Genomic DNA, 20,733 nt, shown 5'->3' on the forward strand with positions numbered 1-20,733 from the left:
CCCAATTGCGAAAGCAGTTGGGGTTTTGTTTTGCCCGCAGGAAAGTTAATACAGTATTTGTCGACACAGTCCGGTTGGTATCTAGGTTCAATTTACATAGCTCGTTCACAACAGGCAGCGAATTTCCGCTTCAGCGCTTTTTATAACGCGCTCTCACTGATCAATCTTTGCCAGACGTGGCGGCCGCAATGTCCCACGTCATCAATACCTGAGTGATTGCCGCATCAATCAGCTCAATCGTGGTGTCATCCCGAGCGAGGATGGAAATCCCCTGCAGAAAACTGTCAAAAACCGTCGCCAGGGCGGGGGCCGCCGTATTGGCCGGTAACTCACCAGCACTCATTCCCCGCTTGACGCACGCCAAGATCCCCGCGCGAGTCCGTGCGCGGGACTGGGTGAGGGCTTCAACCACTCGGACGTTTTCAGGGCTGGGTGCGCTCATTACGCCGAGAGTAACCATGCAACCCTTGGGGTGGCCATCCTCGCACTGCATGCGCGCCGACTGGCGCAACGCGGTTTCAATAGCCTGGCGCGGAGGCAGATTTTCGTCCCACAGGCATTGGGTAACCTGAGCAAAGGTCTCCAGGTAACGCTGCACGCATTCGTCAAACAGGGCTTCCTTTGAGCCGAACGCAGCGTAAAAGCTCGGCGCGGAAATTCCGCCGCCCAATTGTGCTTTCAGCAGAGCGAGGGAGGTGGAGTCATAGCCGTGTTGCCAGAACAATTGCATGGCTTGCTCGACGGCGTCGTCGCGGTCGAAATTGCGGGGGCGGCCCGTTCTTGCCATTTCAGGATTCCTCGGTGAGATGATTTAAATACTAGACGATACATAAGTCGTTGACAACGAGTGGTCGCTGCCGTCAGTATTTTATATCGATCGGTATTTAATTCTCAAAATCACTACTCAAGGACTTCCCGTGACGCCTTCACTCACTTTATCGGCAACGCCGAAAAGCCTGCCAATCGGCGCCTTGCTGGCGTTGGCCATGACAGGTTTTATCTGCATAGTCACCGAAACCCTACCTGCCGGCTTGCTGCCGTTGATCAGCGAAGGACTGGCGATCTCGCCGTCGATGGCTGGCCAGATGGTCACGGCCTATGCGTTAGGCTCGGTGCTGGCGGTCATCCCGATGACCATCGCGACCCGTGGCTGGCGCCGGCGTAATGTGCTGCTGCTGACTATCGTCGGTTTCCTGCTGTTCAATTCCATCACGGCGCTGTCCTCTCACTATGGCGTGACGTTGGTGGCGCGCTTCTTTGCCGGCGTATCGGCCGGGTTGGCGTGGAGTTTGTTGGCCGGTTATGCCCGCCGCATGGTCGAGCCCGAGCAGCAGGGCAAGGCGTTGGCGCTGGCCATGGTCGGCACACCCATTGCGCTTTCGCTGGGGGTGCCACTCGGTACATGGCTGGGTGGTCTGGTGAGTTGGCGCACCGCGTTTGGCATCATGTCGGGCCTGACGTTGATTCTGATAGTTTGGGTATTGGTGAAAGTGCCTGACTACCCACCGCAGCCTGCGCATCAACGCATGTCGCTGCGCAGCGTGCTGACCACGCCGGGTGTGCGGCCGGTACTGGCGGTGGTGATCAGCTGGATGCTCGCGCACAACATTCTCTACACCTACATTGCACCGTTCGTGGCGTCGGCGGGGTTGGAGAGTAGGGTGGATCTGGTCTTACTGGTCTTCGGGGTCGCTGCGTTGGTGGGGATCTGGTTGACGGCGAAATTGGTTGAGCCGCTGTTGCGAAAAACCACACTCGTCAGCCTCGCGGCATTTGCGGCGGTATGCGTGGTGCTGGGTTTCTCAGGGCACGTACCGCAAGTGATCTACATTGCAGTAGCGGTGTGGGGATTGAGCTTTGGCGGCGCGGCGACGTTGTTGCAAACCGCGCTGGCGGATGCGGCCGGCGATGGCGCAGACGTGGCGTTGTCACTGAATGTGGTGGCATGGAATAGCGCAATTGCGGGCAGCGGCGTTGTCGGTGGCGTATTGCTGGACAAGTGGGGCGTCGCGTCTTTTCCGTGGGCGATGACGCTGCTGGTGGCTGTCGGGTTTGCCATTGTCTGGCGGGCGCGCGGGCATGGTTTCAAGCCGGGGACGCGTGGACATGGACGAACGGTGGTCGCCGGGCATTGAAGCCCCGAAGCGCTGCCTTTCGAACGTCCCTTGCTCCAGCGGGGAGGGACGTCCTCAATGGCGGCGTATTTACCTATCCTGTCGTGGCCTCAGAGCAAACTCCACGAAACCCCGACATAAACGCCCATCCCTTCACCCGGCGTCGACCGCGCCGCATCCAGTCCCTTGTCGTCATACCCCGGCGTGACCGTCGCCGCGTAGTGTTTGTTGGTCAAATTGCGCATGTCCACCCAGGTCTGCCAGTCACCTTTCGGCGCGTTGTACCCCAACGTCGCGCCGAACAGCGCATACGGATCGGCGTAGTAACTATTGGCGTAGTCCACTGCAACTTTCGACACCAGTTGCGTGTTCAAAGCGGCGAAGAAACCCTGCGGCCAGTCGTAGCGCAATTCACCCTGGTAGTAATGCATCGGCAATCCCGGCAAGCGGTTGTCACCGAAGCGATCGTCATCGCGGTAGTGGAAATCGCTGAAGGTGTACGCCTGACGCAAACTTAACTGCTGCCCGTCGACGGAAGACCAGAGTTTGCTGTTCAGGCTGGCTTCGACACCCTGGTGCACGGTGGGGCTGGCGTTGAGCTCATACGGCGTGACTGCGGTGGCGTCTGGCAGCACCGAAAGCAACTCGTGGCGCACTTGCGCGTAATACCAGGCCAGGCTCCATTCACCGAGCGCGCTTACACCACGACCGCCGAGTTCCAGCGTGGTAGCTGTCTGATTTTGCAGTTTGATCGGGTCGCGCTGTGTGCCGGTGGCCGCGCCGCTCCCAGTCGGGAAACGCACGTTGGAGCTGTAGATCAGCGACCACGGATGCGGCGCTTCGACCGAGCGGCTGAGATTGCCGAACACTTGCAGGTCCGGTGTCACCTGGTAGCGCAGGCCGAGGCGGGGCGCGTAGTCCCAGTCGTTCATGCTGGTTTTGCCTCCGCTCTGCGGATAGGTGACGGCGCTTTCGCGGCGGGTGTAGATGGCGGCGAGGCCGGTGGTCAGCCACAGGTCATCGGCAATTTCCAGATCATTACCAAAGTGCAGAACGGTGTCCGAACCCTGATAGGTGAAATTGCGCCTGCGCGTGCCCGGTACATAGGCTGCGGTGTTGGGCGCGGTGGGAATGCGCACAAACTCACTGGCGCCATCGTTGGGCAGATGTTTTGTCACACGCAGGCCCATATTGCTGCGACTTTCCATGCCCCACAGCGTGTCGCGGCGCTTGTAGTCGAAGGTGCCGCTGACGTCGGTATAGGCGACCTTCAGACGATTCGGGCCTTCGCGCAGATCCATTGGGTAGTCGTGGTAAACGAGGCCGGTCTGGATGCTGGAATCGTCGTCGATGTAGAAGGTGGTCTTGTTGCCGATGAAGGTGCTGCCCGGCTGCTTGCGGCTGTCATCGCGTGATACGTACGCCGGGTTGGCTGCCCGTGGGTTGTGTTCGATGGAGTGCTTGGTCACGCGTCCGGCGAGGTCGTTGTCGGTTTCGCGGTAACGGATGTAGAAGCGGGTTTCCAGGTTCGGGTTGAAGCGATAACCGAAGTTGGCAATCAGGCCTTTGCTTTCGCTGGCAGTGTGATCCTGATAGCCGTCGGCGTTCGAGTCGGTCAACGACACGTAGTAATCGAAGTCGCCGAGCACTTGCCCGGAACTGACCTGACGCTGCTGGTAACCATGGCTGCCGGTGGCATAGCGGACTTGCAGTTTCGGCGCGTCGTAGCCGGTATGGCTGACGTAATCGATGGCACCACCTAGGGCCAGCGAGCCGCGATCGAAGCCGTTGGCGCCGCGCAGCACCTCAACATGGTCGACCCACAACGGTTCGAGCAATTCGTAAGGCGTGCCGCCGGGGCCGGTCAGCGGCAGGCCGTCGAGCATTGTATAAAGCCCCGAAGCATGAGCGCCCGGCGCACGATTGATGCCCGAGCCGCGAATCGAAATCTTCACGCCTTCATTGCCCGCCGACTGCGCATAAACCCCCGGCTGATAGGCCAGCACATCCTGATTACTCGCCACGCGGCCCTGCAATGGCTGGCGCATGTCGACAACATTGGTACCGCCGGGCACAGCGGCCAGACGTACCTTGGCGTCGTCGACAGCCGCGTCGGTACCGCTGCGATCCTCGGCGGAAATCAGCACCTGCCCCAACTCCATACCTTGAGCCTGAGCCATGGTCGGGCACACGAGGGCCAGCCCCAACAACGCGGTGGGCAGGGAATTGGGCGAAGGCATCGAGAAAACTCCAGACAAGACAGGCACGGGCAATGAACAGTGCGACGTTAGAAAGAACGAAAGAAACACATCGCGATTTTGCTTATTGTCCGGCAATGGAAAACAACGCGCCATAAACTAATCTCACGAGTCTGGTTCACAGCGAAATTCCAATCCGTGAGGGCTCGATCATGGCAAAAGACAAGAAGAAAGCCGCAAAGACGTCCGAAACTCCCCGGTTGAAAAACAAGGCTTACCTTGAGGAGTTGCGCACGCTGCATGTCGAGCTGGTCAAGCTGCAGGAGTGGGTCATCGCCAAGGGCGTGAAGGTTTGTATCGTCTTCGAGGGGCGCGATGGTGCGGGCAAGGGCGGGACAATCAAAGCGATCACCGAACGGGTCAGCCCACGGATCTTTCGCGTGGTGGCGCTGCCGGCGCCAACAGAACGCGAGAAAAGCCAGATGTACGTCCAGCGCTACCTGCCACATTTACCCGCGGCGGGCGAAGTGGTGATCTTTGATCGCAGTTGGTACAACCGCGCGGGCGTCGAACGGGTGATGGGTTTCTGCACCGAGGAGCAGGCCGACAAGTTCCTCAAATCTACACCGCTGGTCGAACGCGCAATCGTCGAGTCAGGGGTGATCCTGATCAAATACTGGCTGGAGGTCAGCCCGCAGGAGCAGACCCGTCGACTGGAAGCGCGTATCAACGACGGCCGCAAAACCTGGAAGCTGACGGGGATGGATCTCAAGTCCTACAGCCGTTGGTATGACTACTCACGCGCACGTGACGAGATGTTCAAGCATACCGACACTAACCACGCCCCCTGGCTGGTTGCCGACTCCAACGACAAACGCCGGGCGCGACTCAACATCATCACTGATCTGTTGAGCCGCATTCCTTATGAAGAAGTCGCACATGAGCCGGTCACGCTGCCCAAGCGGCAGAAACCGGGCAAGTACCGCGAACCGGATTATCAGTACAAACGTGTTGCAGACAAGTTCTGACGGCTCGCTCTCGGCGTTAGAGGTATGTGCTCGAACCTGTGCTGGAATCGGCAGGATCATGAATCAGCCTTCCACCCGTCGACTGCGCTGAACAACCGCACCTGCGCCTCTTTCTATAGGGGAAGTCCCCCATGAGTTAAACCCTATGTTCGATCAGCGCAAGAAAGAATTACTGGCGGCATGGCGCAACCTGGCGACCCAGTCGCAATTGCAGATGGATCCGGAGCAGCAGTACGACGAACTGCTCAAGGCTGCCGATGAAATGGAGGCGCAGGGAATCATTACCAGTGCCGAATGGCGACAGTTGGTGCGGGATGCGGGGAGCGTGTTTACCAGCGATATGACTTAGACACTTGGCTGAAACCGAACGAAGTTAGTCTTCATGTTCTGGGGGGACTCACAAACCCTCCAGATTCAGGCCACTCCTGACGCTGACTTTTTTTGCCTTCGGCTGCGCTGCCTGGCCACTTCTCGATGTTTGCAGCAGACCCATAAATTCGGTTTTGTCGACCGGACGACTCATGAAGTAACCCTGTACTTCATTGCATTGATCAGCCCCCAGAATATCCAGTTGCTCCGCGGTTTCGACGCCTTCGGCAGTGACGGTCAGGCCCATGGCTTTGCCCAGCCCGATGATCGCCTGCACAACCGCCCGATCATTGGCGCCGCTGCTGATCGAGGCGATGAAGCGCTTGTCGATCTTGATGCCATCGAACGGATACGCACGCAGGTAACCGAGCGATGAGTATCCGGTGCCGAAGTCGTCCATGTTCAGGCGCACGCCTAGCTCTTTAAGGGCGTTCATGGTGGTCAGCGCGCCGTCGGTATCGTTGAGCATGACGTTTTCAGTGATCTCAAGCTCCAGTCGACTGGCCGGGAAGCGGGTGTCGACCAGCACTTCGCGGACATCCTCGACCACATCGGTCACGGCGAATTGCGCAGGCGACAGATTGACCGATAGCAAGATGTCTTCCGGCCACGTCAGCGCCGTTTCGCAAGCCTCACGCAACACCCAGCGCCCGAGCGGGACGATCAGGTCAGTCTGCTCCGCCAACGGAATAAACAGGTCGGGCCCAAGCAAACCCTTGGTCGGATGCTGCCAGCGCACCAGTGCCTCGACTGAAACGATCTGCTTGCCATCAACTTTATAGCGTGGCTGGTAGTGCAGGATAAACTCGTTGTGCTTGAGCGCATGTCGCAGGTCGTCTTCCAGTTGCCGGCGTGTCTGGATCTGGTCGCTCATGTGCGCTTCGAAATAACACCAGGTGTTCTTGCCCTCGGACTTAGCCTGGTAAAGCGCAATATCGGCGTAGCGGATCAGTTCGCTGGGGGTGAATCCATGGCGTCGGCTCAGGGCGATGCCGATGCTGGCGCCAATGTGCAACGGGTGATGCTCGAAGATCACCGGTTGATGAAGGCTGCCGATCAATCGGGTGCAGAACTTGTCGATTTCGTTAGGTGCGTCCATGCCATTGAGCACCACGACAAATTCGTCCCCGCCAAGCCTGGCAACGATGTCATCGTCGCGGGTGCATTCACGCAAACGGGCGGCGACTTCCTGCAGCACTGCATCACCGGCCGGATGTCCGAGCGAATCATTGATCGGTTTGAAGTTGTCCAGATCGATCATCAGCAGCGACAGCGCCGGCGCGTGCTCCCTGAGCAACAGCGCTTCATCCAGATAACGCGCGAGTTTGTTGCGATTGGGCAGCCCGGTCAGGGCATCGTGCATGGACAAGTGCTGGATTTGAGCATGGGCGGCGACCTCGTCGGTGATATCGCTGGCGGTGCCGCGATAACCGATGACGACTTGCTTGTCGAAGATCGGGCGAGCCGAAAGACGACAATGACGTTGCTGCCCGGAATGGTCGCGGTAGGTGCAACGCAGATCGCTGGCGTGACCTTCTTCGTTCAGTTTCTTCAGCCACAGTTCCAGTGGGGTGGTGTTGCAGAACAGCAGTTGACCGATGTCCTGGCCCTGCCAAAGGGTTTGTGGGTAGCCGGTCACTTCGCTGAATCGCGCTGACAAATAGGTCAGCGACAGATGCCGGTCGGTCTCCCAGATCCAGTCCGAAGCGGCTTCCGCCACCGCACGAAAACGCTCCTCACTGGCTTCCAGGCCGAAGTTGGCGGCTTCCAGTGCAAGGTTGTAGGACTGCATCACCGCAAAGCTTTCGTCGACATACCGCGACGAACGCAAAGCGTGGCGGAAGAAGTAGGCGGTCAGTAGCATCAATACCACCATCGTCGCGCCGAGGGTGGGCAGCAATGACCACAATAACTGTTGCCCCGGCCGCTCAAGATCGGATACCAGGCTAAAACCGGTGCTGTCCAGTGGCACTCGCGGGCGTGCCGGGTCCAGGGTTTCATTCGGGGCAAGGGTCAGATTTTTCAAGCCGTAAGCGCTGCCGATCTTGCGCAGTTTGGTCGGGGTGAGTTTGTCGACGAACACCAGCACAGAGGTTTGCTGCGCAGTCTTCTGCGGCCGCTCATCGTTAGGCAAAATGGCCGCTGCCGACACCAGCGCCGGCCAGCCTTCGAACAGTGAGTAGCGGCTGACGGGGTGGGTCAAGTCGTTTTGGCCTTGCACCTGATCCAGCAGTGAAGCCGCGCTGACCTCCACGAACGCCGCGATATCCGTATCGAGCATTTGGCCGCGAACCACAGCGTATTTGGTGCGCTCGCGATCCAGCACGAACACGCCGTCATAGCCGTCGGCGGTGAACAGCGTGTTACCCAGGTTTTGCTCGGTATAGGCCCATTGGGTGTCGACCTGATCGCTCAGGCGCTCATAGGCCGTGGTCCAGTAGGCGTAACTGGTGATGTAGTTTTTCGAGGCAGTGATGCGATTTTCGAGGGCGCGAACCGAGTAGAACTCGGTCTTGCGGACTTCCTCCTTATCCAGTCTGTTGGCGATGCCGAGCAAGGCAACGGCCGCAGCAATCACGCCAGTGACAAATAGCGCACCCACGGCGACTGCCAGGCGCCGGGTGACGACGCTCTGCCGAGGGGGAAGCGGTGCTGCGTAAGTGGAAATGTCCATTCGCTCGTCCTTGATCCGCTGTCTTCTGAATCTAGAACAGTGCCGCTGGTGCAATGTTCAGATTCTTCTTCAGGATCATGCTGATCGGAGTCTGTAGAAGCGTAGTGAACACCGGGAGACTTTGCTTTCGCCAGTTTGCAACAAGTGACGACTGACCCGCCCAAGCCGCGCCGGATATGGGTTTGCGCGCCGAAGACGGCGTCGACCCGGTCAGCAGCTATTCCCGAAAGCACAAGACTTCCCGCTCAAAAACCGGATAATGGCCGCCATTCGTTTAGCCGTATTCTGGTAATCCCGCATGGAAATCAAGGTCAACTTTCTCGACAACCTTCGACTTGAAGCCAAGTTCGACGACTTCACGGTGATCGCCGATCAGCCCATCCGCTACAAGGGCGATGGCTCGGCACCGGGACCGTTCGACTACTTCCTGGCATCGTCGGCCTTGTGTGCGGCTTACTTTGTGAAGTTGTACTGCGACACGCGCAATATCCCCACGGAAAACATTCGCCTGTCGCAGAACAACATTGTCGACCCGGAAAACCGCTACAACCAGATCTTCAAGATCCAGGTCGAATTGCCGGCGGACATCTCTGAAAAGGATCGCCTGGGCATCCTGCGCTCGATCGACCGCTGCACGGTGAAGAAAGTCGTGCAGACCGGCCCGGAATTCATCATCGAAGAAGTCGAAAACCTCGATGCCGATGCCCAGGCCTTGCTGATGCCGCACTCGGGCTCGGCGGCGGGCACCTACATTGCCGGCAAGGACCTGCCGCTGGAGCAGACCATCGCCAACATGTCGGCAATTCTCGCCGACCTGGGCATGAAGATCGAAATCGCTTCGTGGCGCAATATCGTGCCCAATGTGTGGTCGCTGCATATCCGTGACGCGCACTCGCCGATGTGCTTCACCAACGGCAAGGGCGCGACCAAGGAAGGTGCACTGGCGTCTGCTCTGGGTGAGTTCATCGAGCGACTGAACTGCAACTTCTTCTACAACGATCAGTTCTGGGGCGAGGACATCGCCAGCGCAGAGTTTGTGCATTACCCGGACGAGCGCTGGTTCCAGCCTGGCCCGAAGGACGAGTTGCCGAGCGAGATCCTCGACGAATACTGTCTTGAGATTTACAACCGCGATGGCGAGTTGCGTGGCTCGAACCTCTATGACACCAACTCCGGCAACACTCAGCGTGGCATCTGCTCGCTGCCGTTTGTGCGCCAGTCCGATAATGAAGTGGTGTACTTCCCGTCCAACCTGATCGAAAACCTGTTCCTCAGCAACGGCATGAGCGCTGGCAACACGTTGGCCGAAGCGCAGGTGCAGTGCCTGTCGGAAATCTTCGAGCGCGCGGTCAAACGTGAAATCCTCGAAGGTGAAATGGCGCTGCCGGATGTGCCGCAGGAAGTGCTGGAGAAATACCCAAGCATTCTCGCTGGCATCAAGGGCCTGGAAGAACAAGGCTTCCCGGTGTTGGTCAAGGATGCGTCGCTGGGTGGTGAATTCCCGGTGATGTGCGTGACCCTGATGAACCCGCGCACGGGCGGCGTGTTTGCCTCATTTGGCGCGCACCCAAGCCTGGAAGTCGCGCTGGAGCGCAGCCTGACCGAGTTGTTGCAGGGCCGCAGCTTTGAAGGCCTGAACGATCTGCCGCAACCGACCTTTTCGGGGCAGGCAGTGACCGAGCCGAACAACTTCGTCGAGCACTTCATCGACTCCAGCGGTGTGGTGTCGTGGCGCTTCTTCAGTGCCAAGGCTGATTTCGAGTTCGTCGAGTGGGACTTCTCCGGCCACGGAGAAAACTCCAATGCCGAAGAAGCCGCAACGCTGTTCGGCATCCTCGAAGACATGGGCAAAGAAGTCTACATGGCGGTCTACGAGCACATCGGCGCCAAGGCCTGCCGGATTCTGGTGCCGGGCTACTCGGAAATCTATCCGGTCGAAGACCTGATCTGGGACAACACCAACAAGGCCCTGCAATTTCGCGCCGACATCCTCAACCTGCACAGCCTGAGCAAAGTCGGCCTGCGCAACCTGGCGCAAGGTCTGGAACAAAGCGAGCTGGACGATTACACCGACATCACCACCCTGATCGGCATCGAGTTCGACGACAACACGCCGTGGGGCAAGCTGACCATCCTCGAACTGCGCCTGCTGATCTACCTCGCGCTGCAAAAGTTTGATCAGGCGAAAGACCTCGTCGAAGCCTTCCTGCAATACAACGACAACACCGTCGAACGCGGCTTGTTCTACCAAGCGGTAAACGTGGTACTGGAAATGGAACTGGACGAAGATCTGGAACTGGCCGACTACGAAGCCAACTTCCGCCGCATGTTTGGCAACGAGCGCATGGACGCAGCGATTGGGTCTGTGAATGGCAGCGTGCGCTTCTATGGCTTGACGCCGACGAGCATGAAGCTGGAAGGCCTTGATCGGCATTTGCGCTTGATCGAGAGCTATAAGAAGCTGCATTCGGCGCGGGCCAGCGTCGCGGTGTGATTTTGAAATGATCACCTGTGGCGAGGGAGCTTGCACCCTTGCCACAGTTTTCCGAAGTTAGCGCTTATGCGCAGCATCCGCCAACTGCCCGGTATCAACTCGCACAAAAACCGAATCACCCACCGCTGTCAGCACGTCGCCCGCAAACACCTCGCAAATCACCCGGGTTTTACGCCCGACTTCACCCTCGACTTTCGCCCGCAAGGTCAACGTTACGCCCATCGGCGTGGGTTTGATGAACTTGATACCGAGATTGCCGGTAACGCAATCGATGCGGGGCAGGGTCCCGGCTTCGCGGTTTTCTGCGCGGTAGTGATAGGCCATCGCCGTCCAGTTGGAATGGCAGTCCACCAGCATGGCGATCAGCCCACCGTAGACCAGGTCTGGCCAGCCGCAGTACTTGGCATCCGGCAGATGCTCGGCGATGACGTGCACTGCGTCTTCATGCCAATGGCTCTTGATGTGCAGGCCATGGGGGTTGCTGCCGCCGCAGCCGTAGCAAACGCCTTCGGGGGCGGCGCTGTCTTGCAGTGGGGTATCGAGGTTGGACATGGGTGTGGTCATCCTGAAGTAGTGAGCCCGGTCAGGCGAATACGGTTACGGCCGCCGCGCTTGAATGTACGGTCATTCTTCGGACGTGAGCCACGTGTCGACAACCCGTCGATCCAGCTCTTCCCAATACGCCATGCCCAAAACCCGCGTGGTGTTCAGCCCGCGCAGGTAGCCGCGCAACTGATTGGCGGTGTCCCGAATGAGCTGCTGGTCAGCGTCATCCTTGCTCAGCAGGACACTTTCGTACTGGACCAGGTATTCAGCCACGCGCTCGCGATATTCGGATAGGACGGCGTCGCGGATCAGGTCAAATGTTCTCAAGGAGAATTCCTCATTCATCTTGTTCTAGTTGTGATCGAGTGTGTAATCAGTCTGCACATTGCGCAACTATCGCTAGAAGTAATAGTGACCATCACCAAACGCAAGTTCTGCTTTGTCGCCGATGGGCGGAAAATCGCTCCATCGAACACGCAGCTCAAGGAATTTGCGCGATGAACATTCTGACTCGATTGGCTCTGGCGGCCCTGCTGATGGGCGCTGTCGCTGCGCCGACCTACGCCGACAATGCCCGGTCGTGTCATTTTCAATCCATCACCGGCAGCAGCGCCACGTTGCAGCATTCGCAGACTGTTGGCGTGCTGTACAGCGAAAACACCCTGGACAACCTGCAATACCTTGAGCGTTACCACGACATGGCCCTCAACGGCGCGAAAGATGCGCTCGACTCGCGGATTCGCGACGCTTTCGTCGCCAGTTCCGACCCGGAACTGGCCATCGACTGGTTGATGAGTTCGTTACAACAGCAGTTCTTGTCAGTGACTGTCTACGGCAGCCTCGACGAACTGGTGCAGGCCCATCCCGATGTGGTGGTGAAACTCGACACGTTCAATCGTCTGCTGACCCAACGCAACAATCTGGTCGAAGCGCGTTTTACCGCGCGGTTCTATGACGCCGACCTGCAATACATCGGCAAGGCGGAAGGCGCGGTGGAAAAGCAGATGCCGTCGGTCTGGGTGCATAACCAGGCGGCGCCGCAAATCGCTGCGCAGATCGACAAGCAACGTGACTTGCAACTCAACGCATTGAAGCAGTTCGACAGCTCGCTCAAGGCGTTGGTCTCGGCAAGCTGACATCGCAAATACCAGCGGCAATGGCGGCAGCGTTAAGCCGAACCGTTGCCGGTTGAACCGAAACTCTATTTTCAGGATTACACCGATGCGTCCTTTATTTGTTTCTGCCTTGGTTGTCGCTTCCTTGCTGCTTGCCGGCTGCGCCTCTGCACCGAACGACCCGACCCTGACCTTGCAGACCAGCAAGACACCAGCGCAATACGCCGATTGCGTCGTGCCCAAGTTGCAGGGCATTGCGCTTAACCCGACCGTCTCGCAGACCCAGCGCAGTTACCGGATCGTGGTGCCGAGCAAGGTCTCGGCGGACAACGTGCTGGAAGCCTACAAGGCCGGCAGCGGCGGCAAGGTGTTCCTTTACGAGCGCCACCTGCTGGCCTCGAACTTCCTGCCATCAAGTTTTGAACGGGTAGCCCAGGAGTGCATCTGATTTCGCCCGTTAACCGTATCTCACAGAGCTCCTTTGGTTGGCCGCAACCAACCAATTTTTTACCCCGCCCCTTAATTGGGTTGCGGGGTTTTTTTGCCTGGATTTTGCTTGGCCCGCCAATTACTGTGCGGTGAGGTACCTGACTTACGGCCCGACAATCTGCTTATACATTTCGGCACTGGCAGCCGACACATCAAGGAGGAGTTTTCATCATGAATACAAGGAAGTCGCTCAGGATCGCCATTACCGGCGTCAGCCGCGGTTTAGGCCAAGCCCTGAGTCATGCGCTGGCAGAGCACGGGGACACAAGGTCTATGGCTGCCAGCTCGCGGTCGACGCCGACGCCGACGAACCAGGGCAAGATCTCCGGTAGCTGCACCGTTGCGCATCCTGGGCTGTAACAGTCTGCTTATTGAAAGGTACGTTGATCATGCTTAAAAACAAACGTGTTGTTGTTACCGGAGGAGGGCGCGATTTCGGCCAGGCGGTGTCGGTCTGGCTGGCCCGCGAAGGCGCCCACGTCGACTTGTGCGCGCGACAGTTGACCAGTGCGCAGGCCACTTGCGAGATTATTCAGCGCGAGGGCGGTACCGCCCGTGCCTATCAATGCGACATCGCCAGTGCGGCGTCTGTGCGTGCTTTCGCCGAACACCTGCTGGAGGATGATCGCCCGGTCGACATCCTCGTGCTCAGTGCGGCGCAGTGGCTTGAAGGGCCGCTGGCAGAGGACGATAGCGACGAGGAAATCTGCTCGACCATTGACTCCGGTCTGACGGGGTCGATTGTCCTTACCCGGGCATTGCTGCCAAGCCTGCGCCGCTCAGGTGCAGCTGACATCGTCGCAATGGTATCGGTGTGCGGGGTGGCGAATTTCACCAACTCCGTCGCCCATCCAGCGTTTTTTGCCGCCAAGCACGGCATGAGTGGTTTCTGCCAGAACATGGCTGATCGGCTGGCCGGCGAGCAGATTCGGGTCACCGGTTTTTATCCGCCGGATTTTGAAATCACCGGTCTGGATGAAAGGGTCGATCCCCAGAGCAAACTGCTCAATGGGCGGTCCATCTGGGAGACCATGCGATTCGTGCTGACCCAGCCGCGCAGCTGCCACATCAACGAGGTGCATTTTCGCGGTCCAACCCGCGAGAGCCTGCAATGATGAGTGCGACCCTAGTGCGGCAACCGGCTCAGGCCAGCTATTGCATGTCCAGTGCCGACGAAGCGTTGCGCCAGGTCATGCCGGCCAACATTGCCCCAGGCTTCTTTACGGCGCAGTGTGGCATTCTCGCTGACCTGTGACCCGTCACGTCAGGCATGTTCGGGCGGCACGTGCTCAGACCCATTTGAACTGCGCCGGGAATCTCGCCACGAAACAGGTTCCCGATTCGCTGTCTGAGGTGACGCTCAGACTGCCGTTATGCGCCGTCGCAATCTGCGAAGCGATGTAAAGGCCCAGCCCCAGTCCTTCGCAGCGCTGCCCGGCTTCGGAGCGGGAGAAGGGCTCAAACAACAGCGGAATCAAATGGGGGGCGATCGGTGTGCCCTGGTTGGTCAGCGAGATCACAAATTCGTCGTTCTCAGCCCAGGCGTTGAGGACAATCGGTTCACTGATTGAACCGTGGGTGACCGCATTGCCCAGCAGATTGGAGAGCAATTGGCTGATGCGCAACGCGTCGCAATAGACACCTGTCGGCACGTCCAGCGTATGAATGAACGTTGCCTGCGGGTGGGACACCTGAACCTCTTCAAGCGTCATCCGCAGCGTGCGCTGCAAATCGTCGACCAGTTTTCGCTGCACTGGAATGCCGCCGCCGAGGCGTCCGCGGGCAAAGTCGAGGATGTTTTCGATCAACACACCCATGCGCACAGAACTGTTGCGGATCGCCGCGATAAAATTGAGCGAACGCTTGTCTTCGACTTTGGTTTCGAGCAAATCGGCACTCATGCGAATGGCGCTCAGCGGCGTGCGCAAGTCATGCCCCAACACCGCGATGAACTGCTCGCGCAACCGACCCAGCTCATTGGCAGTGTCCAGTTCGACTTTGGCGGCGTGCAGACGCGTCTGGGTGTCGAGGCTCATGGCGATCAGTTGCGCGAATAGCGTAAGCGTCTTGGCGATGGCGGGTTCGTCGAGCTTGGCCGGTACGGAGTCGATCGCACACAGCGTGCCAAAAAATTCGCCATCGGCTTTGACGATAGGAATGGAAATGTAGCTCTCCAGTCCATAGGTTCTCGGCGTGTGATGCAATGAAAAGATCGGATGCAGGCTGGCATGGCCGAAGATGACAGGCTGTTTATGCTGGCGGATCTCGTGGCAAATGGTCGATTCGAGTACCAGTTCGTCGCCGGGTTTGAGGCCGAAATCGATCGAGTCGTCGACCGCGCAGGCTACCCAGTTATTTTCGGTAACCCGGGCCACCGCCGCGAAACGCATGCCGGTGATGTGCTTGACCATGCTCAGGATGACAGGCACCGCATCAATGCTGCGGATGGCTTCAATGTCTGATGTGAACTGAGGATCGGTCATGGCGGCGCTTCGAAATAATGTCGTCGAAAGACTATCTCTTATTGCCAGTCTTGGCTAATTGGCCCGTCCGAAAAAAGGGCGCCATGGCTTGTCCAGGCGCCCTTGCGTGTGCCGAGGTGAGGGTTACACGACTCAGAACTTGTATTTGGCTGTCAGCATGTAGCTGCGCGGAGTGCCGTAGTTGTCGTTGGAACCCCAGGTGACGTTACTGCCGATGGCGGAGTAGTAAACGCGGTCGAAGATGTTGTTCGCGTTGACCTGCAGGTCGAGGTGTTTGCTGACTTCGTAACCGGCCATCAGGTCGGCGGTCGCGTAGCTTCCCTGCTCAAGACGATAGCTGTTGCCATTGGCGAGTGCGATGTCGTTATACATGCGGCTCTGCCAGTAAACGCTGCCACCGACGCGGAGTTTTTCCAGTGAGCCTTGCAGGCGATACATCGTTGAGACCTTGAACAAGTGCTCGGGCGTGTCGCTGTCGAATTTCTGATTATTGTTGGCCGGGTTGTCGTCCTTGATGTAATGCGCGCGGGTGTAAGTGTAGCCAGCGCCGAGCTGCCAGTTTTCGGTCAGCGCGCCTTGCAGCTCCATGTCGATGCCTTGGCTGCGGACTTTGCCGGACGCGTTGTAGCAGGTCATCACCGGGCAACCCAACTGGTTGTCCGCCGTGGTAGAGCGGCCGGTCTGGTCCATCTGAAACACGGCCAGGCTGGCGTTGAGCGCGCCGTTGAAATATTCACCCTTGATGCCGACCTCGTAGTTTTCGCCGACGATTGGCTCCAGCACTTTGCCGGAAAGGTCTTTGCTGGTTTGTGGGGTGAAGATGTCGGTGTAGCTGGCATAAACGGAGTGGTGGCCGTCAAACTTGTAGATCAGCCCGGCATAACGCGTCAGGTTGCGGGTGATTTTGTAGTCGCCGTCGGTGGTGCGGTCATCGTAGTCATACCAGTCGAGGCGGCTGCCGAGGATCAGCGTCAGCGGATCGGCCAGGCTCAAACGGGTGGTCAGGTAAACCGCATCCTGAGTGGTGACGCTGCGCGTCTTGCCATCACGCACGAAGTTGGGCTTGGGTGCACCGATCGGCCAGGCCGTGGTGTAGGGATCATATTCCTTGGTAGTTGCATCGTAGACGCGATTGCTGGCGCCGACGACCAGCTCGTGGGTACGGCCGAAGGCTTCGAACGGGCCACTGGCAAAACCGTCGAAAGCGTGCTGCTTATCGGTGTTGTGCGACTGATAGGCGGTGGTTTCCAGCGGGCCGGCGTAACGCGACAGGTACGAACCAGAGAATTCGCCGTTCAGCGTTGAGGAGGAGCCGGCTACGTGCAGTTTCCAGTCGTTGTCGAAGCGATGCTCGATGTCACCGAAAACGGTGTCGATCTGCAGTTTCTTGTTTTCCCAATCCGTGCCCGGGTAGGTGGAGCGGGGCAGGTCGAGGTGGTGGCCGTTGGTGCCGATCGGTAAACCGCCCCAGAAATAGTTGGTCTGCTCATTTTGACGAGAGAAGCCCAGCGTTGACGTCGTGGCGTCGCTGAGGTCGGCTTCACCGATGGCGTAGAACAGACCGTGATCATTTTGCTCTTTGTCGCGGAAACTGTCGGCGCCCTGATAGGAACCCACTACACGGCCACGCAAGGTGCCGCTTTCGTTGAGCGCGCCGGAGGCGTCAATCTCGCCGCGGTAATCATCCCAACTGCCGGCTGCACCGGTGAGCGTCACTTGCGGGGTGGCTGTCGGGCGTTTGCGCACCATGTTGATCGCTGCCGAAGGGTTGCCGGCACCGGTCACCAGGCCGGTCGCACCACGGACGATTTCAACCCGGTCGAACATCGCCAGATTCGGCTGCACTGCCATCGAGTACGGCTGGTAAGAGCTCGGCAGGCCGTCGTACATGATGTTGTCGATGTCGAAACCACGGGCGCTGTAATTTTGCCGACCCGGGCCGCTGGATTGATTGAGGAACAACCCCGGCGTGCCCCGCACCACATCGTTAATGCTGGTCATGCCCTGATCATCCATGCGCTGACGGGTGATGACGGTCACCGCCTGCGGCGTTTCGCGCATGGTCAGCGACAGTTTGGTCGCGGTCTGCATCGGGCCTGTGGTGTAGGACTCTGAACCTTCCGTTGTGCTGCTCATCTGCGTGGCGCCAATTTCGGTCGCACCCAGCTCCAGCGTGGCGGGCGCCGCGGTGTTTTCTGGCGTGGCTGGTGTTGCTTCATCGGCCAGCGCTGGCGCGACGCCGGCCATGCAAATGGCCATTGCCAATAAGTTAGGCGAAAGGTTCGAACGGCGAAAACCGGTATGAAACGACATCAATCTGCTTCCCCAAGAATACTAAAGACGAATCTGATGCACATGCGTGTAGGAATTATTCGCATTAGTCTGTCAGATTGATCCGCTCGGAGAAAGCCGTACGAGTCAGTTAGTTAACAAATTTTTCACATCTGGCTTACGACTGAACGGTCACCGCCGGTGATTGGATGAAGGTTGGGATTGAAAAAAAAGGCCGATCAATTTGATTTTGATCGGCCGTTTTTAAACCAAGGGAGCGTTGCGAGAATATCAGCTCAAATCTTCAGCCTGATGCCGCTCGGGTACCTGGCTCGCCTCATCGCCCCACGTGCGGTTGACGCGCTGTCCACGGATGACGGCAGGCCGTTTGGCGATCTCCTCTGCCCAGCGCTGCACGTGAGTGTATTCATGGGCCGCGAGAAACTCAGCCGCCGAATAAACGTTGTTGCGCACCAGTTGGCCGTACCACGGCCAGACCGCGATGTCGGCGATGGTGTAGCTGTCGCCGGCCAGATACGGGCTCTCGGCCAGGCGCCGATCGAGCACATCCAGTTGTCGCTTGGCTTCCATGGTGAAGCGATTGATCGGGTACTCCAGTTTCTCCGGCGCATAGGCATAGAAGTGCCCGAACCCGCCGCCCAAATAAGGCGCCGAGCCCATCTGCCAGAACAGCCAGTTCAGGGTTTCGGTGCGCCCAGCCGGATCTTCAGGCAGGAAGGCGCCGAACTTTTCCGCGAGATACAGCAGGATCGAGCCCGACTCGAATACGCGAATCGGTGGCTCGACACTGCGGTCGAGCAGGGCTGGGATTTTCGAGTTCGGATTGATCTCGACAAAACCGCTGGAGAACTGATCGCCCTCGCCAATGCGGATCAGCCACGCATCGTATTCGGCGGCGCTGTGCCCCAGTGCCAGCAACTCTTCGAGCAGGATGGTCACCTTCACCCCGTTGGGCGTGGCCAACGAGTAAAGCTGCAACGGATGCTTGCCAACCGGCAGCGTTTTCTCGTGCGTCGGCCCGGCAGTCGGACGGTTGATGCTGGCAAACTGGCCGCCGGACGCTGCTTCGTTTTTCCAGACCTTGGGCGGAACGTAGGGCGCATTGCTCATGAAAAAGACCTCATCGTTGCTGGCTGAGAATAGAGGGACACCGTAGGGAAAAATCTCGTTCCATTCAATGTGTCAGGATTGGCACTGTGGCCAGTGATCCTGAATGTCATACCAGGATGCTTTGGACATTACCTCGACATGCAGCCATGGCATCTCCCCTTTACGCTTGTGGTCCTCTCATGGTGTTAGGGCCGATCGTGCATGGTTATGAGGGAAATGCCCTGTGTGGAGTGTTTCCCTGATCGTGATACGAGCAACCCTGCGCACATTCATCTGGCGCGCAGATAGCGGACCCATTCAAGTGCTTTGCTGATAGCCCAGACAGCCAGAATTGAAAAGGCGATGGCGGTGACTGCCATCCCGATCAAACTCAAATCTGTTGTCAGCTGGACGTAGGCTGCAAGGGATAACGCGAGTGCCGCGTAGCCAGCCGTGATGTTGTGCCGTGCGATCAATATCAGCGGGATCATCAAGACGAAGAACGCATGCAATGTGATGGTAATGAGTATTTCAGCGATTAACTCAACCGGGATACTGCCCAATGTCGCCTGAGCGATGATTATTTCGCTGTCGTACATAAACAGTTGCAGCGCGGCCACAGCAGCGGCAGCGATGGCTACCGCAGGTAATGCGGCTTTTTTCGAAATGTTCATCGGCATGATTTTCCCGAAAGAGAGAGCGGTATGTTTCTGGTCTGTTTCTTCAATGACCTGCAGGCTGATCCAAAAACTCGCTGATCAGCGTAATAACCTGCTGTTGGAGCACCTCACGCGGACGTCCACCCTGGCCATCGGTGCAGATGATGCCATCACCGGGCACGTCCTCTTCGAGCATGGCTATCGCGCCCGGTTTGCACAGCGACAGAAAGCTGAAATGGCTGGCATCGCCAATTTCAACGTACTGGCTCGACGGTTTGGGTAGACGCTTGGCCAGGTCGGCGGACTCCAACTCGGCCGGCAGATCTTCAGACGGCACGCCCGCTGCGATCACCAACACTGGCACCGGCAGCGTTGCAAGGCTGGCATCCGTGAAGCCGCGGGACAAACCCAGGTCCAATGCCACCACGGCAGTGACGCGCTTATCGCGTAAATCGGCTGCGAGTCGGGCCTTTGATGCCGGGTTGCTCGCGGGATTCATGGTTTGGTAAACGCCGCAACTGGCTAACTTCTGATGAACGCTGCAGTCGCGGGCAAACAGATCCGTGTCGAAACGCGCGCCGGCGATTTCCATTGCTGTCCAGCCGCCAAGTGAATGACCGATAACGGCAATACGCCGCGTCGCGACTGCACCAAATTTTGCCGGCTGAGCCGTCACCGCATCAATGGCCCGGCCAATGTCTGCGGGACGCTGCCATAGCTGCGCGGCTGCTTGTGGGCTACGGTCATGCGTGGTGCTACCGGGATGATTGACCGCCGCAACGATGTAACCCTGATGCGTCAGCGCGCTGGCCAGCCATGCCTGGTTAGTCCAATTGCCGCGATACCCGTGGGAAAGCACCACCAATGGGTGTTCGCCTTCAGCCGGTGCTGCGTTTTCGACAGACAGGACACCGACAAATGCCGGATTGTCGGCGATCAACTTGGGGGCACTGGTGGTTGCACGGGAAGGGTACCAAACGACCATTTCCAACGGACGGATGTTGTCCGTGTCGGGCAGTGTTGAACGCTGGAAACCGATAGGCGTGTCGTCAGCGAATGCGTGGGTGGTCAGGCATAGCAGAAGCAGGGCGCGCAAAGCCTTTTTCATTGTTTTTATCGTCCATGATGAGCCTCGATTGGCGATGTGGACTTTGCCTTAATCCGCATGTTTCAGCGAGTATCT

At 58.4% G+C, this 20,733-nt stretch carries 18 protein-coding genes; 8 read left to right on the top strand and 10 right to left on the bottom strand.

The features are described 5' to 3' along the window. Positions 1-160: 160 nt before the first annotated feature. Positions 161-787 (bottom strand): TetR/AcrR family transcriptional regulator, encoded by a 627-nt coding sequence (locus AB4P97_RS07650; protein WP_395602344.1) that lies wholly within the window; start codon positions 785-787, stop codon positions 161-163. 130 nt (positions 788-917) lie between these two features. On the opposite strand from AB4P97_RS07650, the gene AB4P97_RS07655 reads away from it, so the two are divergent. Then, positions 918-2,135, top strand: coding sequence for an MFS transporter (locus tag AB4P97_RS07655; RefSeq protein ID WP_395602345.1), 1,218 nt, complete (start codon positions 918-920; stop codon positions 2,133-2,135). 89 nt (positions 2,136-2,224) lie between these two features. On the opposite strand, the gene AB4P97_RS07660 is transcribed toward AB4P97_RS07655, so the two are convergent. Then, positions 2,225-4,354, bottom strand: a complete 2,130-nt coding sequence (locus AB4P97_RS07660; RefSeq protein WP_395602346.1) for a TonB-dependent receptor family protein — start codon at positions 4,352-4,354, stop codon at positions 2,225-2,227. A 170-nt stretch (positions 4,355-4,524) separates the two neighbouring features. Here AB4P97_RS07660 and ppk2 point away from each other — a divergent pair, with 170 nt between their 5' ends. Together ppk2 and AB4P97_RS07670 are read left to right on the top strand one after the other, a co-directional pair. Beyond that, on the top strand, positions 4,525-5,340 hold the full coding sequence (gene ppk2, locus AB4P97_RS07665; protein WP_042558878.1) for a polyphosphate kinase 2: 816 nt from the start codon (positions 4,525-4,527) through the stop codon (positions 5,338-5,340). A gap of 145 nt (positions 5,341-5,485) precedes the next feature. Then, entirely contained in the window at positions 5,486-5,689 is a 204-nt protein-coding gene (locus AB4P97_RS07670; protein ID WP_042558879.1) for a hypothetical protein, read from the top strand. A 48-nt stretch (positions 5,690-5,737) separates the two neighbouring features. Here AB4P97_RS07670 and AB4P97_RS07675 read toward each other — a convergent pair whose 3' ends face one another. After that, positions 5,738-8,383 carry an EAL domain-containing protein gene (locus AB4P97_RS07675; protein WP_395602347.1) on the bottom strand — a complete coding sequence of 882 codons (2,646 nt, stop codon included), beginning with the start codon at positions 8,381-8,383 and terminating at the stop codon, positions 5,738-5,740. A 298-nt stretch (positions 8,384-8,681) separates the two neighbouring features. On the opposite strand from AB4P97_RS07675, the gene AB4P97_RS07680 reads away from it, so the two are divergent. Beyond that, the gene (locus AB4P97_RS07680) at positions 8,682-10,877 is read left to right on the top strand and encodes an OsmC domain/YcaO domain-containing protein (protein WP_395602348.1); all 2,196 of its coding nucleotides are present in this window, start codon (positions 8,682-8,684) and stop codon (positions 10,875-10,877) included. A 57-nt stretch (positions 10,878-10,934) separates the two neighbouring features. On the opposite strand, the gene AB4P97_RS07685 is transcribed toward AB4P97_RS07680, so the two are convergent. Continuing rightward, entirely contained in the window at positions 10,935-11,429 is a 495-nt protein-coding gene (locus tag AB4P97_RS07685) for a PaaI family thioesterase (RefSeq protein WP_042558882.1), read from the bottom strand. Positions 11,430-11,501: 72 nt separating this feature from the next. After that, the gene (locus tag AB4P97_RS07690) at positions 11,502-11,750 is read right to left on the bottom strand and encodes a hypothetical protein (RefSeq protein WP_042562040.1); all 249 of its coding nucleotides are present in this window, start codon (positions 11,748-11,750) and stop codon (positions 11,502-11,504) included. Positions 11,751-11,920: 170 nt separating this feature from the next. Between AB4P97_RS07690 and AB4P97_RS07695 the strand changes: the two genes are divergently transcribed. From AB4P97_RS07695 to AB4P97_RS07710, 4 genes are all read left to right on the top strand, one after another. After that, positions 11,921-12,559 (top strand): ATPase, encoded by a 639-nt coding sequence (locus tag AB4P97_RS07695; RefSeq protein WP_395602349.1) that lies wholly within the window; start codon positions 11,921-11,923, stop codon positions 12,557-12,559. Positions 12,560-12,644: 85 nt separating this feature from the next. After that, a complete protein-coding gene (locus AB4P97_RS07700; RefSeq protein ID WP_115147985.1) occupies positions 12,645-12,986 on the top strand; it encodes a hypothetical protein in 342 nt (113 codons plus the stop codon). 430 nt (positions 12,987-13,416) lie between these two features. Continuing rightward, positions 13,417-14,142 (top strand): SDR family oxidoreductase, encoded by a 726-nt coding sequence (locus AB4P97_RS07705; RefSeq protein ID WP_273878520.1) that lies wholly within the window; start codon positions 13,417-13,419, stop codon positions 14,140-14,142. Beyond that, on the top strand, positions 14,142-14,282 hold the full coding sequence (locus tag AB4P97_RS07710; RefSeq protein WP_155401117.1) for a hypothetical protein: 141 nt from the start codon (positions 14,142-14,144) through the stop codon (positions 14,280-14,282). The genes AB4P97_RS07705 and AB4P97_RS07710 overlap by 1 nt, the downstream gene beginning before the upstream one ends. Before the next feature lie 34 nt (positions 14,283-14,316). Here the strand turns inward: AB4P97_RS07710 and AB4P97_RS07715 are convergent, their stop codons facing one another. The 5 genes from AB4P97_RS07715 to AB4P97_RS07735 all read right to left on the bottom strand — a co-directional run bounded on the left by AB4P97_RS07715 (position 14,317) and on the right by AB4P97_RS07735 (position 20,658). Beyond that, a complete protein-coding gene (locus AB4P97_RS07715; protein ID WP_042558887.1) occupies positions 14,317-15,510 on the bottom strand; it encodes a GAF domain-containing sensor histidine kinase in 1,194 nt (397 codons plus the stop codon). Positions 15,511-15,642: 132 nt separating this feature from the next. Then, a complete protein-coding gene (locus AB4P97_RS07720) occupies positions 15,643-17,823 on the bottom strand; it encodes a TonB-dependent siderophore receptor (RefSeq protein WP_395602350.1) in 2,181 nt (726 codons plus the stop codon). A 249-nt stretch (positions 17,824-18,072) separates the two neighbouring features. Continuing rightward, positions 18,073-18,912, bottom strand: a complete 840-nt coding sequence (yghU, locus tag AB4P97_RS07725; RefSeq protein WP_042558889.1) for a glutathione-dependent disulfide-bond oxidoreductase — start codon at positions 18,910-18,912, stop codon at positions 18,073-18,075. A gap of 269 nt (positions 18,913-19,181) precedes the next feature. Further along, entirely contained in the window at positions 19,182-19,571 is a 390-nt protein-coding gene (locus AB4P97_RS07730) for a hypothetical protein (protein WP_042558890.1), read from the bottom strand. A gap of 43 nt (positions 19,572-19,614) precedes the next feature. Continuing rightward, positions 19,615-20,658, bottom strand: coding sequence for an alpha/beta hydrolase family protein (locus AB4P97_RS07735; protein WP_395602351.1), 1,044 nt, complete (start codon positions 20,656-20,658; stop codon positions 19,615-19,617). Positions 20,659-20,733: the final 75 nt, after the last annotated feature.

The organism is Pseudomonas sp. A1230 (assembly GCF_044218825.1).
Lineage (GTDB): Bacteria > Pseudomonadota > Gammaproteobacteria > Pseudomonadales > Pseudomonadaceae > Aquipseudomonas > Aquipseudomonas iridis.